The organism is Nocardia sp. NPDC004123, assembly GCF_053603795.1.
On the sequence record NZ_JBSGGG010000056.1, the window covers coordinates 1 to 15,721 of the forward strand.

General features: G+C 65.8%; 15 protein-coding genes. 11 read left to right on the top strand and 4 right to left on the bottom strand.

The features are described 5' to 3' along the window. The 11 genes from ACWEQQ_RS44580 to ACWEQQ_RS44630 all read left to right on the top strand — a co-directional run. A partial coding sequence (locus ACWEQQ_RS44580; RefSeq protein WP_379394958.1) for an NAD(P)(+) transhydrogenase (Re/Si-specific) subunit beta occupies positions 1–183 on the top strand: 183 nt, incomplete at its 5' end. After that, entirely contained in the window at positions 184–528 is a 345-nt protein-coding gene (locus tag ACWEQQ_RS44585) for an NAD(P)-binding domain-containing protein (protein WP_452352501.1), read from the top strand. After that, positions 467–1,246 carry an NAD(P)-binding domain-containing protein gene (locus ACWEQQ_RS44590; RefSeq protein WP_452352512.1) on the top strand — a complete coding sequence of 260 codons (780 nt, stop codon included), beginning with the start codon at positions 467–469 and terminating at the stop codon, positions 1,244–1,246. The genes ACWEQQ_RS44585 and ACWEQQ_RS44590 overlap by 62 nt, the downstream gene beginning before the upstream one ends. 208 nt (positions 1,247–1,454) lie before the next feature. Next, positions 1,455–2,429, top strand: a complete 975-nt coding sequence (locus ACWEQQ_RS44595) for an acyl-CoA desaturase (RefSeq protein WP_452352502.1) — start codon at positions 1,455–1,457, stop codon at positions 2,427–2,429. Between the two features lie 16 nt (positions 2,430–2,445). After that, entirely contained in the window at positions 2,446–2,715 is a 270-nt protein-coding gene (locus ACWEQQ_RS44600) for an acyl carrier protein (RefSeq protein WP_452352503.1), read from the top strand. A gap of 1 nt (position 2,716) precedes the next feature. Then, on the top strand, positions 2,717–3,613 hold the full coding sequence (locus tag ACWEQQ_RS44605; protein ID WP_452352504.1) for a class I SAM-dependent methyltransferase: 897 nt from the start codon (positions 2,717–2,719) through the stop codon (positions 3,611–3,613). Then, positions 3,610–4,863, top strand: coding sequence for a cytochrome P450 (locus tag ACWEQQ_RS44610; protein WP_452352505.1), 1,254 nt, complete (start codon positions 3,610–3,612; stop codon positions 4,861–4,863). Before ACWEQQ_RS44605 ends, ACWEQQ_RS44610 begins: the two co-directional genes overlap by 4 nt. Further along, the gene (locus ACWEQQ_RS44615; RefSeq protein WP_452352506.1) at positions 4,860–6,566 is read left to right on the top strand and encodes a fatty acyl-AMP ligase; all 1,707 of its coding nucleotides are present in this window, start codon (positions 4,860–4,862) and stop codon (positions 6,564–6,566) included. Before ACWEQQ_RS44610 ends, ACWEQQ_RS44615 begins: the two co-directional genes overlap by 4 nt. A gap of 2 nt (positions 6,567–6,568) precedes the next feature. Next, positions 6,569–7,006: a PaaI family thioesterase gene (locus tag ACWEQQ_RS44620; protein ID WP_452352507.1), complete on the top strand. Its 438-nt coding sequence runs from the start codon at positions 6,569–6,571 to the stop codon at positions 7,004–7,006. A 3-nt stretch (positions 7,007–7,009) separates the two neighbouring features. Further along, positions 7,010–7,396: a hypothetical protein gene (locus ACWEQQ_RS44625; protein WP_452352508.1), complete on the top strand. Its 387-nt coding sequence runs from the start codon at positions 7,010–7,012 to the stop codon at positions 7,394–7,396. A gap of 12 nt (positions 7,397–7,408) precedes the next feature. Beyond that, positions 7,409–8,230, top strand: a complete 822-nt coding sequence (locus tag ACWEQQ_RS44630) for an alpha/beta fold hydrolase (RefSeq protein WP_452352509.1) — start codon at positions 7,409–7,411, stop codon at positions 8,228–8,230. A 207-nt stretch (positions 8,231–8,437) separates the two neighbouring features. Here the strand turns inward: ACWEQQ_RS44630 and ACWEQQ_RS44635 are convergent, their stop codons facing one another. The 4 genes from ACWEQQ_RS44635 to ACWEQQ_RS44650 form a co-directional block, all read right to left on the bottom strand. Next, positions 8,438–8,971, bottom strand: a complete 534-nt coding sequence (locus ACWEQQ_RS44635) for an aldo/keto reductase (RefSeq protein ID WP_452352510.1) — start codon at positions 8,969–8,971, stop codon at positions 8,438–8,440. Positions 8,972–9,295: 324 nt separating this feature from the next. Further along, positions 9,296–10,948, bottom strand: a complete 1,653-nt coding sequence (locus ACWEQQ_RS44640) for a PucR family transcriptional regulator (RefSeq protein ID WP_452352511.1) — start codon at positions 10,946–10,948, stop codon at positions 9,296–9,298. A 94-nt stretch (positions 10,949–11,042) separates the two neighbouring features. Then, positions 11,043–11,576 (bottom strand): Glu/Leu/Phe/Val dehydrogenase dimerization domain-containing protein, encoded by a 534-nt coding sequence (locus ACWEQQ_RS44645; protein ID WP_452352513.1) that lies wholly within the window; start codon positions 11,574–11,576, stop codon positions 11,043–11,045. A gap of 61 nt (positions 11,577–11,637) precedes the next feature. Continuing rightward, entirely contained in the window at positions 11,638–15,120 is a 3,483-nt protein-coding gene (locus tag ACWEQQ_RS44650) for an indolepyruvate ferredoxin oxidoreductase family protein (RefSeq protein ID WP_452352514.1), read from the bottom strand. Positions 15,121–15,721: the final 601 nt, after the last annotated feature.

Genomic DNA, 15,721 nt, shown 5'->3' on the forward strand with positions numbered 1-15,721 from the left:
ATCTACGGCATGCCGGTCCTCAACGTCGACCAGGCCAAGAGCGTGATCGTGCTCAAGCGGTCGATGAACTCCGGCTTCGCCGGCATCGACAACCCGCTGTTCTACGCCGACCACACCTCCATGCTCTTCGGCGACGCCAAGAAGTCCGTCGGCGCGGTCACCGAGGAACTGAAGGCGCTGTAGATGGGCTTCATCGACGAATCCCCGGAGACCATTGGATTCATCGGACTAGGAATCATGGGACGCCCCATCGCGACCCGTCTGATTCGCTTGGGCCTCGGGCCGTCGGTGTGGAACCGCACACCGGCGACCGCCGACCTGCTGCGGAGCGAGGGCGCTCATGTCGCTGACAGTGTCGACGAGGTCTTCGCCCGTTCTCGGCTGGTGTTCCTGATGCTGGCCAATGGCGCGGCTGTGGACTCGGTGCTGGGCCGAGGCACCGATCTTTTCGCGGCGCGCGTCCGCGATCGAACGATCGTGGCCCTGGGCACCACCGCACCCCAGGTACTCGCGGGATCTCGGACTTGACGGCGTCCGGGCCGGGGGCCGCTATGTCGAAGCCCCGGTATCTGGGTCGCGTCCGGTGGCCGAGGCGGGCAAGCTGGTCGGCCTGCTCGCCGGTGCCCCGGCCGACACGGCGCGGGTGGCGCGCCTGCTGGAACCGGTGTGCCACAACGTCATTGACTGTGGTTCGGTTCCCGCCGCGCTGAATACCAAACTGGCGGTGAACATCCTGCTGATCACGATGGTGACCGGGTTGACCGAGGCGTGGTCGTTCGCCGAGCGCAGCGGGATCGACCTCGAGACCTTCCGTCGAGCGGTGGACAGCGGCCCAATGGCCATCACGGTGTCGCGCACCAAGACCGGGATGCTGCTCGCCGGGGACTTCCCGGCCCCGGCGGCGCTGACCGATGTGCTGTACAACGTGGGCAATTCAACGAACTGCGGGAATCGAGCTGTACGGCCCGGAGCTGCGAGCCTGCTGGGGGTTCGGAACCCACGGTTGGGTTCACAGCGGTGCCGACCAGGACACGCGGGTGCCGGGCCCGTGGCGCCCGGCGACGGTTGCGGGGCCGAGTTCGCAGTGTCCGCCCGCAGTTTCGGCGCGGTGGGTGAGGTTGGTCAGGCCGCTGGGGGGCAGCCCGTCGGTCGGGTGGCGGGCCGGACTGTTCGGTGGTTGCAGGGCGGGCTGTGCGTGATGAGGGTGTGGTCTGGTGACAATGCCGCGCACTATGGCACCGAATGACTGTGCCCGGGCGGACGACATGACGCCGGGTGGAGCCGCTGCCGTAGCGGTGCCACCTGGCGATAGAAACAACGAATCGCGGTGCAGTCAAAGAAAATCCGACGCCACCGATAGCAGGGGCCGGAAGTACATTCGGATCCACGTTCGGCTCCGGGCCATTGGCCCGGCGCCGTCACACCGTCGATGACGAGGGGTCCGGTCGCTTGCGATGATCGAGGACAATGCACTGTCGGTCGGGGACTACTCCGAGGCGTTCGACACCGGAAAGACCGAGCCGCGCAAGAAGATGATCAGTAGTCCCTATATCCACCGACTACAGCGCCGGCACTTTCTGCTGTTCGATGTCGCGCCGATTCTCGGCACGGTGACGGCGGTGGCGTTTCTGTGGGTGCGGCCGTTCGAGATTCTCGAATTCGCGCTGCTGTTCATGATGTGGCTCCTTACCGGGCTGGGCGTGACCGTGGGCTATCACCGGCTGTTCACCCATCGCACGTTCAAGGCCGCGTCGTGGGTGGCGACAATGCTGGCGATCCTGGGGTCGATGGCGGGACAGGGCGGTGTGCTGTCCTGGGTGGCGCTGCATCGCCGCCATCACGAATACAGCGATCGCGAGGGGGATCCGCACTCCCCCAACCTGTCCGGCGGCGGGTTCGCGGGCGCGCTGCGCGGGCTCGCGCATTCGCATTTCCTGTGGATGCGACGCCACGCGTATCCGAATATCGTCCATTACGCGCCCGATCTGATCCGGGACCGTCGGCTGGTGCGGGTGGCGCGGTTGTACTACTGGTGGGTCGCGCTAGGCCTGGCGATTCCGGCGGTGATCGGCGGATTGGTCACCCTGAGCTGGCCCGGCGTGGTGAGCGGGCTGCTGTGGGGTGGTTTCGCGCGCATCTTCGTGCTGGAACACATTGTGTGGGCAATCAATTCGTTCCTGCACATGTTCGGTACCCGGCCCTACGAATCGCGAGAGAACAGCCGCAACGGCGGTGTCTTCGCCCTGATCAGTCTCGGCGAATCCTGGCACAACAATCATCACGCCTTCCCCGAATCACCCTCCTTCGGATTGGACTGGTACCGGCTCGATCCCGGCTACTGGCTGATCCGCACACTGTCGGCCCTTGGCCTGGCGTGGGATCTGAAGCTGCCTTCCGAGGCCCGTATAGCCACCAAACGCATTGCCTGAGAAAGGTTCACTTGCCATGACCGAAGCAGTCGATACCAGCAAGGCGGCCATCGTCGGCTGGTGCCAGGAATACCTCGCCGATCTGATGGAAGTGCCCACTACCACCATCGATCCGCTCGCCGATTTCGACCGGCTCGGCGTCGATTCGGCGCTGGCGGTGGCCCTGCTGATCGAGATCGAGGAGCGCTACGGCGTGGACCTCTCCCCCGAGGACCTCTACAGCAACCCGAACCTGGACGCGGTCGCCGAATACCTGCACCAGCAGACCACCCGGAACGTGGCCTGATATGACCGCCGTCGATACCGAGCGGACCGCTGCCGCCGCGGCCGCGGTCCGCCATCACTACGACCTCGGTAACGAGTTCTACCGGCTCTGGCTGGACCGGACGCTCAGCTACTCCTGCGCGCTGCGCGAATCCCCCTATGACACACTGGAGATCGCACAGGGGCACAAGCTGCGCCACCACCTCGACGCCATCGAGGCCGAACGGGCCCGCACGGTGCTCGATATCGGCTGCGGATGGGGCGCGGTCCTGCAGCGGGTCTCCCGGCAGCCGGCCTTCCAGCACGCGGTGGGCCTCACGCTCAGTGCCGAGCAGGCCGATTACGTCCGGGCGCAACAGTACTCCGGTGTGGAGGTGCGCACCGAGGACTGGCTGCACTACGAGCCGCGGCAGCGATTCGATGGAATCATCTCCATCGGTGCGTTCGAGCATTTCGCCCGACCCGATGACACGCCCGAGCGGAAGATCGGCGTCTACCGGGAGTTCTTCACCCGCTGCCGCGAATGGCTGCAACCCGGCGGCGCGCTGTCGTTGCAGACGATCGCGTACGCCAATATGACCGCAGCGCAGGCAAACACGTTCATGCAGCGCAAGATATTCCCCGACGCCGAGCTGCCGACGCTGGCCGAGATCACCGCCGCGGCCGACAGCCTGTTCGAGATCCGCGCGGTGACTAACGGCCGCTTGGACTACGCGTGGACCTGCGCCGAGTGGACGCGGCGACTGCGCGAGAACCGCGCCGCGGCCACCGAACTGGTCGGCCCCGAGGTGGTGGAGCGGTATCTGCGTTACCTGAAGATGTCCGCCTTGGGCTTCCGCATGGGCAAACTGGCCTTGTTCCGGCTGATCCTGCGGCCCTACCGGGACGGGTTCTTCACCGCCGGGGAGCCCGCCGCATGACCGTGCACGCCACGCGGGCCGCGGATCCGGTGCGCCCGCGCGCCCAGTTCAATCCGTTCAGCGCTGAGTTCCGCCGCGACCCCTACCCCATGTACCGGGCGCTGCGCGATACCCGGCCGGTGTACAAGACCCTCGGTATGTGGGTGATCACCCGCCACGCCGACGCGAAAGCTGTCCTGTACGACCGCTCCTTCAGCGCGGGCCTGATCCCGCAACTGGTCGGTGAGCAGGCCCGGCGGCTCGGCCGCGACGATGTGGCACGCATCGAACGGTTGGGTCGCAAGTCCCTGGTGTTCACCGACAGTCCCGATCACGCGCGGCTGCGCGGGCTGGTGAACCGGGTCTTCACCGCCCAAGCCGTCGCCGCGTTGCGCCCGGCCGCCACCGAGTTCACCACCGCGGCACTGCGGCGTGCCCGCGATGCCGGGGGTATGGATGTGATCGCCGATCTGGCCGCGCCCCTGCCAGTCTCGGTGCTGTGCGAGTGGATGGCGCTGCCGCCCGATCTGGGTGAGCAGGTCGCCGGGTGGACCCACGACATCCGGTTCCTGCTCGAACCCGGGATGATGAAGGCGGAGGACTTCACCCGGGTCCGCGAGGTGGTCGAGGAGTTCTCGACCGCATTGCTCGGCGTGCTGGACGCGCGCCGCCGCGCCCCGGGCACGGATCTGATCAGCCGTCTGCTCGCCACCCGCACCGCTGGCGGGGACGCGCTCAGCGACGAAGAGCTGATCTTCGTCTGCATCATGAGTTTCGTCGCCGGCAACGAGACCACCAAATCCCTGATCGGCAATGGCTTGCTGGCCCTGCTGCACCATCCCGATCAGGCGGCCGCACTGCGCCGCACCCCCGAACTGCTTGCGGCCGCGGTGAGCGAGGCCCTGCGCTACGACTGCCCGCTGCAACTCACCAAACGGCTGGCCACCCGCGATGTCGAACTCGGCGGGGAGACCATCCGCGCCGGCGATCAGGTCCTGGTGTGCCTGGGTGCGGCCAACCGTGACCCGGAGGTCTTCGCTCGGCCCGACGAATTCGATCTCGCCCGGGGCGGTGCCGGGCATCTGGCGTTCGGGCACGGTATGCACGGCTGCCTGGGCGGGCAGCTGGCCGAGCTGATGGCCGAGGTAGCCTTCACCCACTTGATCCAGCTGAACCTGTGCCCGCTGGCCAGCGAATTCACCTGGCAGGATCACAGTTTCATCGTGCGCGGCCTGCAAACCCTGCCCGTGGCGATCGGAGCCGCCGCATGAGCCCCGCACTGTTGCCGGAGATCCTGCGCCGCCGCGCCACCGACGAGCCGGACCGCACCGCCTACATCCTGCTCGACGACACCGGCGCCGAGGCGGCCACACTGACCTACGGCGAACTTCACGCACGCGCGCTGGCGCTGGCACAGCACCTCGAATCCCGTTGTGCCCGTGGCGATCGCGCGGCCCTGGTGTTCCCGCAATGCCTGGAGTTCATCGTCGCCTACTTCGGCTGCCTGTATGCCGGGGTGATCGCCGTGCCGTTGAATCCGCCGCGGCGCGACCGAATCCAGCAGGCCACGCTGTCGATCGTGCGCGACTGCATGCCCGCGGCCGTGCTCAGCCTGGACGCGGTCATCGAACCGCTGCGGGCCGCGCTCGCGCCGCTGTGCGAGGCCACGGCCTGGCTCGGCGTCGACCAGATGCCGCCGGCCGCGGCGGGATTCGAGCCTGCCCGACTGGTCCCCGAGGATCTGGCGTTCCTCCAGTACACCTCCGGCTCGACCGGCGCGCCCAAAGGTGTGATGGTCACCCACCGCAATCTGGTCGCCAACGAGGAGATGATCCGGCTCGGCTTCGGCCACGACCGTGACTCCACCGTGGTCGGCTGGGCGCCGTTCTTCCACGATCAGGGCTTGATCGGCAATGCTCTGCAACCGGTGCATATCGGCGCGACGGCGATCCTGATGTCGCCGTCGGCGTTCATTCGCCGTCCGCTGCTGTGGCTGTCGACCATCTCCCGCTATCGCGCGCACACCAGCGGCGGACCGAACTTCGCCTTCGACGCCTGTGTCGAGCAGGCGATGCGTACCGAGCCGGCCGCCCTGGCCGAGCTGGATCTGAGCAGCTGGCGTGTCGCCTTCAACGGCGCGGAGCCGATCCGGCCGGACACGCTGCGCCGTTTCGGTGATGCCTTCGCCCCCTACGGTTTCCGCGACGGTTCCTGGTACCCCTGCTACGGGCTGGCCGAGGCGACCCTGCTCGTCACCGGCAGCACGCCCGGTCGCGGTCCTCGGCTGCTGGACGCCGACATCGACGAGCTCGGCGCGGGCCGCGTCTCCGCTGCCGCCGGTCCACGCTCCCGAAGACTCGCCGGGTCCGGCCGCCTGCTGGCGAACGAGGACCTGCGCATCGTCGATCCCGACACCGGCATGGCCTGCGCGCCGGGCCGGGTCGGCGAGATCCACGTCTCGGGAGCTCATGTGACGCACGGCTATTGGTGCAATCCCGAGGCCACGGCGCGGGCTTTCGCCGACGGGTATCTGCGCACCGGCGATCTGGGTGTCCTGGTGGACGACGAGCTCTACGTGGTGGGCCGGTTGAAGGACCTCGTCATCATCCGGGGCCGCAACTACTACCCGCAGGACATCGAGCGGACCGCCCAGGCCGCCCATCCGGCCGTGCGGACGGGCGCCTGCGCCGCCTTCGCGATCGCCGCCGCGGCCGGTGAGAAGCTGGTGATTGTCGCGGAGATCCGGCGCGACTCGCTCGCCGAGCCGGCCGATGTGCGCGGCGCGATCAACGCGGCTGTACTCGGTGAGCACGAACTCGCCCCTGCCGAGATCGTGCTCGCCGCCCCCGGCCAGGTGGAGCGCACCAGCAGCGGCAAGATCATGCGCATCGCCGCCCGCACCCGTTATCTGGCAGGCGAATTCGAGCAATGGATTCCGCTCGCCGACGCACTCACCCCCGCACCGAGGAGTTGACCATGACCTGGCAGGCATCGAATCCGGATTACGCAGCGGCCGTGACGGCGGCCGTGCTCAGCATGCCCGCGGCCCGGCATCTGGGCTTCGAGTTCGGGCGGGTCGAGCCGGGCGAAGTCGAGATCGTTCAGCATTTCCGGTCCGAACTCACTCAGCACAACGGCTATTTCCAGGGCGGGGTGCTCGGTTCGCTCGCCGATTTCGCCGCCGGATCGGCCGCAGGCACCCTGCTGCAGCCGGGCTGGGTGAACATGACCATCGACTACACGGTCAAGATCCTCGCCCCGGCCAAGGGCAAGCAGGTGATCGCGCGTGGGCGGGTGCTCAAGCCGGGCGCGCTCGTCACCAATGCCGCCGCCGACGTGTTCTCGGTCGAAGACGGCGTCGAGACCCTGTGCGCCACTGCACTGGTCACCATGCGGAACGTGAAGCTGGGCTGAGCGGTGAGCACCGCGCTGTTCGTCTTCGACCCCTTCGCAACCGGTTTCGCGGTGGACCCGTACCCGCACTACGCGCGGCTGCAGGCCGAAACCGAGCATCCCCTGGGCTTCTGGATTCTGTCCCGGCACGCGGATGTGGCGGCGTTGCAACGCTCCTCGCATTCGGTGGACGAGAGCAACATCATGGTGCAGCAGCGCCAGCACACCGTTGGCGAGATGATTCCCGGTGGTTTCGCAGTCGGCCATACAGAGCAGCATCACCTGAGCGGCGAGGGCCGGATCGCGTTCTCCGCCTTCGTCCGCCGCTTCCCAGATGCCTGCCTGGAGAAGGTGCGCTGGAACAGCCGCACCAATGTCCGGGGGCCCACCGAACTCATCGTCACGGTCTGACCGAGGAGCACCATGCCGATCGCCGACATCCACGGCGTCCCGATCGCCTTCTCCGACACCAGGGTCCCCGCCGACCGGCCGGACGCACCCACCATCGTCTTCGGTCACGGCCTGCTCTTCGGCGGCTGGGTGTTCGGACCCCAGATCAAGGTGCTGCGTCACGAATTCCGGTGCGTCACCCTCGACTGGCGGGGCCAAGGCGATACCCCCGCCACTCCTGGTGGCTATGACATGGACACCCTCACTGCCGACGCCGTGGGCCTGATCACCGGGCTGAGCCTCGCACCGGTGCATTGGGTCGGCCTGTCCATGGGCGGTTTCGTCGGCCAGCGCCTGGCCGCCCGCCACCCCGAACTCCTGCGCTCGCTGACCTTGCTCGACACCAGCGCGGACCCCGAGCATCCGGCCAAGATCGGCGAATACAACCGCCTCGCGCTGGCCGTGCGTTTGATCGGCTTCCGCCCCTTGCGATCCCGCGTCGAACCGCACATGTTCGGCCCCGCCTTCCGCACCGCCCGGCAGCACCGTTCGCTCCTGCGCGAGTGGTCGTCCCACGTGCACCGCACCGACCGCGCCGGCCTCCACAAAGCGGTGCACGCCGTCGCCGACCGCCCGGGCGTCGCCGCCGAACTGTCCGCGATCACCATGCCCACCCTCATCGCCGTCGGTGCCGACGATCAAGCCACCCCACCCAACCACGCCCACCGCCTCGCCGACCTGATCCCGCACTCGAGCCTGCACGTCATCGACGACTGCGGCCACACCAGCACACTCGAACAGCCCCAGCGAGTAACAGACCTGCTGGCGAACTTCCTGCGCGAAACCCCCGCCTGATTCGGGCTCGCGTGGGTGCGGCGGGAGTCCCTGCGGCGCTTCGAAAGAGCCTCGGGGTTTATGCAGCGGTGGGCCGAGCGCGACGGCGCCTACGACGAGCTGGTATCCCAGCGGTCGCAGAGGCTGGCGATGCTCCCGAGCCGCCAGTGAGCACGACAACCTTTCGCAGCACCCAGATGCTGTATCGACATCATCACGTGGATCTCGTCAGGCGGCGGTGGGGTCGTCGGCGGCGCGACGACGCAGCCACGGTTGCTGAAGGTGTGGTGGTACGTAGGCGACGTCGATCGATCCTGTGTCGGTTCCCGGCGGCACGATCTCGTCGATGCGGTCGAGGAGGTCGGCATCGAGGCGGGTTCCGCCTCCCGCGAGGAGATCGTCGAGCTGCTCGAGGGTGCGTGGTCCGATGATCGCCGAGGTGACTCCGGGGTGGGTGATGACGAATGCGAGGGCGAGGTGGGTCGGTGACAGTCCGGCCTGCTCGGCGACCGGGATGAGCATTTCGACGGCGTCGCTTTTGCGTTGATCGGTCATGTGTTGTGGAACCCGGTGCAGCAGCGCCGGCGGTGCTGTGTCTACGCCGCGTTTACGGTATCGGCCGGTGAGTAGCCCCCATCGCCAGTGGGCTCCATACCAGGGTGCCCAGACCGTAGCGCTGGCAGACCGGGAAGATTTCGCGCTCGACTCCTCGTTGAGGATCGAGTAGTGCGGAATCGGGGCCGAGAATCCTCCATCTCGCACGCAGCACCGCTTCGAGAAGCTTCTCCTACGTCTTCAGCTCCTCTCCGCGTTCGTGTCGCACTATCCGTTGTTTTTTGGCGATTTCTACCCGAACCCCAACCACTCCGCACCCGGAACCGGCGAATCACCCTCCACCAGGGCACATCCCGAACTGACACGAAAATATGGTGACCGCCAGGGGTGACCACAGGTGTTGGTGGGCTTAGATATCGCAACAGCCGGTGATGGCAGGGCCATCGGATGCCGCAGACAACTCCGTGCCGAATCCGCCCGGCCGCCGCAGCAAGACATCAAACCGGAGATGACCCCAGGGCTACAACATGATCAACCTGGTATAACAGCCGAAAGAGCTTGCAGTCGAAGCAATCTCAACTGCAGGTGTGCGAAGAATCGGTCGTCGGAATCCTCGAGGCTGGTGCCGCCTACCTGGGACACGCGTTTGAGGCGATACCGGAAGGTATTGGGGTGTACGAACGCTGAGGCCGCAGCCTTCTGTAAATCGCATCCCGCTTCGAGCCAGAGTTCGAGCGTGTTCACCAATTCGGTCTGGTGTACGGCGTCGTAGTGCTGCAGGCGGGCGACAGTCCCTGTCGTCCTGTCGCCGCGCGCGGCGACCAGGTCGGCCAGATCTATGAGCAGGGAGTGCGCGGCCAGATCGTCCCAGAAGGCGACAACGCCTGCTACTCGCTGCGATTTCATCACCCGCAGGGCTCGGTTCGATTCATTTCGTGACGCATTCAATTCCGATGCGCTGTGGGCCACCGGACCGATCCCGACCACGATCGGTAGACGATCGCCGGTGCGAGTGACGAAATCCTCGACTATTCGTCGTGCGGACTCCGGCTGCGGACCGGCGGACGCGGTGACCGGTACGATGCCGTACACAGTGTCGGAGACCAGAGCCGACGCAGATCTGGGACTTGTCGCGGCCAAGTGTGTCGCGAATGCATCGGCGGTCCGGTGCAATGCGATCCGGTTTTCATCCGAAGTGGCGAGGGTCTCGCCGGGCCGCGTTGCGGTGCTGATGGCTACTACCACTACCGGGAAGCCGATACGGAGCCGGGCGAGGGCTTCGACGGCGGTGTTTCCTCCGCTCAGCGCCGTCGAAACATTCTCTGCCAGATAGCTGCGACTGAGGTCGGATCCGGCCCTCAGCGCAAGGAAATGGAGGGCCGCCAGTCTGGCAGCCTGTTTGAGGAACCGTCGCTGCTCGTCATCAAGAGGTTCATCCACGGCCACCCAGATCGCTCCGAGGATCTCGGTGCCGGCGCGGATCGCGATGACCGCGCGCTGTTTGGCGATCAGGTTCCCGCCGGCGATGGCGGCGGGCAGGTGTATCGGCTCGTTGCTGCTGTAGATCGAGGCGAGGATACCTTCCTGCTCGAGCTGCTCGATCAGTGGTGAGGGGACCTGTCGGCGCAAGATCGTGGCTACCCGTGAGGCGTCCGCCTCGTCCTGCCGCCCCGAGAACGCCAGAACGTTGAAGTCTCGGTCCTCAAGGGTGACAGGGGCATCCAACGAAGAACAGATGAGGTGGGCAAGTGTGAACAGATCGTCCCCACTGATACCACGCATATTCTGGCCCGGATCGATGCCAGCAGGCGGTCCGATGAGCAGCGAACGAACCATCCAGGTCAACTGCTCCCAAGTTGCTCCCGGTCGAAGGGCGATCAGGGGGAGTCCGATGGCCTGTACCGCGGCGGAGGCGGCGGGGAAGGACGAGATGCTAGAGCGGACCACCAAAGCTGCCGCGCCATGCCGGGCGAGAACGGAGGCGAGAGCTGAAGCCTTCTCCGGGCCAGCGATCCCTACGGCGAGCACCAGGCAGTCTTGGACATTTTCCAGGTCGTCTCCCTCTTCGAAGATCAAGGTTCCGCGTACCAGGGTGGCGACATCCACGTCACCGGCGCGCAACTCGATGAGAGTCGCTCCGAGCTCATCGACGATACGCCGCAAACTGATTCCGCTGACCTGCACGGAAGTACCACCTCGACTATTCGGATCGCAATCCTACCCACACTGGTGTGCCTACGACTGGAACGACCAGGTCCAACTATCTCGCCGTCGTGCTTCAAGCCCGGCTACTACGTCGCGGACCCACGCTTCTCGACGGGGCACCGCGAGTGTGGGCAAGTCCGATCCCGCGATGCGCGTTTGTCAGCGCCGATGCGCGACTGCGGATATTTGTTGGGCACCTAGCGTAGTGAGGTAGTACCACGACATAATCGCCCGCAGCAGTGCGTCGACGTCGGAAGCATTGTAGGCGACCGTGTTCGGGCGAACGCGTCGCGCTCCGGGCATGATCGCGGCGAACTCTGCGCCGTGCGTCAACGCGAAGTCCGCCTCCAACGCCGCCGAGGTCGAGACCCGCCGCAGCGGGTTTGTATGTCATGTCACGAGATAGGCGCAGTACGTCGTCAAGAGCCTGGGATTCGCTGGCATATGGGTATATTCGGGTGCCGTCGAGAGCTGGGCCCATGGTGGTCGAGTGGATAGCGATGATCGCCTTGAGGCCGGATTCTTCGTCCTCGCAGAAAACAACCTGCTGGTGGCGGCCGTCGCTCAGTTTTTCGGACCGACCGAAAACACCGGTGCCAGTTTGCATGGCGGTCATGTTCATTACCTTTCTGGTCGCCGCATCGTCGCTGACGGCGGCGTAACTGCGGTCAGAGTTCGATGCCGAGTTCGCGCAGCCGCGCGTGGTACCGCTCGACGTTGGCGAGCTTGATGTCCTCGTAACCGCGTACCAGGTCGGGCAATGCGGCGGCCTCGGCGGCGGTGTCGTAGGTGCCCTCGGTCAGATCGTCTGCCAGGCGCGCCACCATGTTGCGGTACTGAACCAGCAGCTCGCGTTCCACTTTTCGGACCTGGGCGTAGCCGAAAGGGTCGAGCCTGGTGCCACGCAGTATCTTGCCCTTGGCTAAAATTCTCAGCGCCGCATGGGATTTCGGGCCGAGACTGATTTTCTTCTTGCGGCCCAACGCGCGCAGCATCGGCGGGTGCAATTTGTAGGTCAGGTTCTCCCCGTCAGGGACCTGGGCGCGCACTTGGGCAAGGAAGGACGGGTCGACTAGCAACCGGGCGACTTCATACTCGTCCTTGTAAGCGGTGAGCTTGTACAGCCCGCGCGCAACGGCAGCGCTGAATTCGGTCCGCTCGGTGACCGCGCGCTCGGCCGACCAGACGGTTTGCACGGTGCTGATGTAGCGACCGGCGGCTTTCGTGTTCTGGAATGCGATCAACTCCGATGCACGCAGTTCCACCAGCCGCCGCACATCGCCGTCGAAAGTCGTGCCGGCCAACAGGACTGCAGGTACTGGCGTCGGCTTGCGCGCTGGTCGCGCCGATCCGGTTGCAGTGGCAAACGTGGTCGGATCGGCGACTGCGACCCGGCCCCACCGGAAGGCCGCGATATTGACCCCAACCGCGACACCGTTGATTTCGATGGCCTCTTCGATGGCGGCGGCCGGTAGACGCAGTCCGCCGGCCTGCAACGCCGCGCCGACGACCAGGAAGTTCGCGGCGGTCGTGTTGCCGAACAACTCCTGTGCTGCAGCGAGCGCGTCCAGCTGGATTATGGTCTTGGACACTGTTTCCAGCCGATCCAGCAGGGACTGGGTGCCGGGGTAGGCGACCGACTTGTCGTACACCATTTCCCCAGTCGGGGTCTGACTGGTCGAGGCGATGGCCACGGTGGTCATGGCGTTGCCGTACTGCAGATTCCTGGGGTCGACTGCGGTGAGCAGGTCGACGGCCATGAGGCAATCCGCACTGCCCAGGCTGAGCCGGTTCGACGGCTCCAATTCCGTTGTAGCAAAACGCAAGTGAGATACAACGGGCCCGGCCTTCTGACTCAGTCCGGTCTGGTCGAGGCTTTCCACCACGTAACCGGCGCGCAGCGCAGCCGTAGCCAGCACTTGGTTGACCGTGACGATGCCCGTACCACCGATGCCCGCGATCAGCACATTCTGCGCCTGCTGCGGCGCGCCCAGCCCGGGATCGGTGATGGCCGGTGGTTCGGGCACCAGACGGTGATCGGATCGCTTGCCGCCCTTGCCATCCGGCATCAGCTCGACTGTCACGAAGGACGGGCAATCACCATCCAGGCAGCTGTAATCGGTATTGCACGACGTCTGATCGATGCGGGTCTTGCGACCGAACTCGGTGTCGACCGGCTGCACGGACAGGCAGTTGGACTTCACCCCGCAATCCCCGCAGCCCTCACATACGGCCTCATTGATCACGACTCGGGTAGTGCGGGCGGGCAATGCGCCGCGCTTGCGTTGCCGGCGTGCGTCGGCGGCGCAATGCTGGTCGTAGATCAGCACAGTGACCCCTGGGGTCTCCCGCAGGAGGCGCTGCGCTTCGTCGAGACGGTCGCGGTGCCATAGGACCGTGCCGCTGGCCAGTGCCCTCCTGTCGTGCCGGGCGGGTTCGTCGGTGCAGATGACGATCCGGGCCACGCCCTCCGCGATGAGTTTGTGGGTTGCCTGGGCCACCGTGATGCCGCCTTCGACATCCTGAGCGCCGGTCATGGCGACCACGTCGTTCCACAGCAGTTTGTAGGTTATGTTCACGCCGGCCCCCACGCACGCCTGCAGTGCGAGCTGTCCGGAGTGGAAGAAGGTCCCGTCGCCGATGTTCTGGAAGATATGGGGCACGTCGGTGAACGGCGCTTGCCCGATCCATTGGCTGCCTTCACCGCCCATCTGGGTCAATCCGGTCACCGCTGAGTCTGCCCGTTCCGACGTCGTCACCATCGTGTGGCAACCGATCCCGCCACCGCCGATCGAGCCCTCCGGAATGGCGGTAGAACGATTGTGCGGGCATCCGCTGCAGAAGTAGGAGGTCCGTTTGACCGGCAGCAGGTCCAGCGAAATAGGTTGTGGTGGAGTCGGTTTCAGTTCGATATGATCACGCAGCACCCGTCGCAATGGCCCGAGCAACCGGCCCGTGGTGAGCTCGCCATCGAACGGAATCAATGTGGCTCCGCTCGTGTCATGCTTGCCGAGGATCTGCGGGGAATCGGTGGCGTCGTACAAGATTTCACGAATCTGGGTCTCTATGAACGCTGTCTTGTCCTCCACCACGATCAGCTGTTCGAGGCCGCGGGCGAACTCGACTACTCGGCCGGCACCCACGGGATAGGGCATACCGATGCGCAACAGCCGAATGCCGGCACGGTGCATGTCGGCCTCGTCGACACCCAGGTCGCGTAACGCCTGCCGTACCGCGTCGAAAGTTGTCCCGGCAGCGATGATCCCGATCCGGGCGTCGGCCGAAGACACCTCGATAACGTCGAGGTTGTTGGCCGCACCGAAGGCCTGCACCGTGGCCCAGCGGGGACCGTAAAGATCCGCCTCAGCGAGCACACTGTCTGGTGGAGCCAGCATCGGTCGTTGCTGGTAGGTGAAGGGCCTTCCTTCCCATTCGATCTCGGGGACCGTGATCGGGAGGTCGCCGACCGAGGAGGGCACGGCCCAGGCCCCGGCGGCGACATCGGCGACGAGCTTCAGTGCCACGACGCAGCCCGAGGCGCGGGATAGGGCGATGCCCTGCATACCGAGCGCGATGACCTCTTCGGCATTGCGCGGAAACAGCACCGGAATGCCCATCGCAGCTAGTGATCGCTCACTCGAGACGGGGACGGAGGAGGATTTCGCAGCGGGGTCGTCGCCGACCAGCAGCAGCACTCCGCCGCGCGGGTTGACTCCGTAGATGTTTGTGTGCCGCAGTGCGTCGGTGGCGCGGTCGACGCCAGGGCCCTTGCCGTACCAGATACCGATCACTCCCTCGTGGGTTGGCGTGCCGGTGGGCAGATCGGCCTGGCTGCCCCATACCGAGGTGAGGGCGAGCTCCTCATTCAGCCCCGGGGTGAAGACGATGTCGTGTTCGGCGAGCACGTCGGGCATGGCGAGCAGCATCTTGTCGACGCCTGCGAGTGGGCTGCCCTGGTAGCCGGAGACGAAGGTCGCTATCCGGCGACCAGCGCGCGCGTCGTGAGCATGCTGTTCGACCATCATCCGAGCGATGGCCTGGACGCCGGTGAGCAGGACCGGACCTGCGCCCGAACGATATCGGTCAGCGAGGTCGTAAGGTGCTGCGGTCCGCGACGAAGGTAGATCGGTCGCGTAGGGAACGCTTGTCATAGCCGAGAACCACACTTTCTGCAACCCAGGTCATGGGCTGCACCTATGACGATCGGAGCAGCGACTCTGCTGCGGAGTGCGATCGCCCTGTGCCGGTGGCCGTGCGGTCGACCGACACAGTGAACACCGAATCCGGGCAGCACAGGCACGGCAGTCGGGCCTTGCTCGCGCTGCCACCGATGAGAGCGAGGCAACCACCACAGAACAGAATCGGGATAACGATGACCGCGGCGATAATCCACAACACCGGGTTGTGCCTCATCGGAGCGGGTGCTGGGGCGTGCATGGGATGGCCGTATGTTTGCCTGACCATAGGACGGTTGACCAGCATACGGCCGGTTATGGGGCGGCTCTTGCGGTCCGGTCATGGTTACCTTGCTGAAATTGTTGCAGACGAACGCCGCACGATCGGGGCGGTTTCCGGAGGAGACTCGGGGGCAACTGCGAAATCCTGGCTGGTTTGGTCGTTCAGCATGCAGTTGAGGAGTTTGCGCTGCGACGAACCATCACATGGCCGTGCTCGGCTGGTGGGTCGGGCGGGTCAGATGGAGGTCGATCGCGAGTTGCTCGACTGTTTCGGCGGCGCAGACGCGGTTTTCGC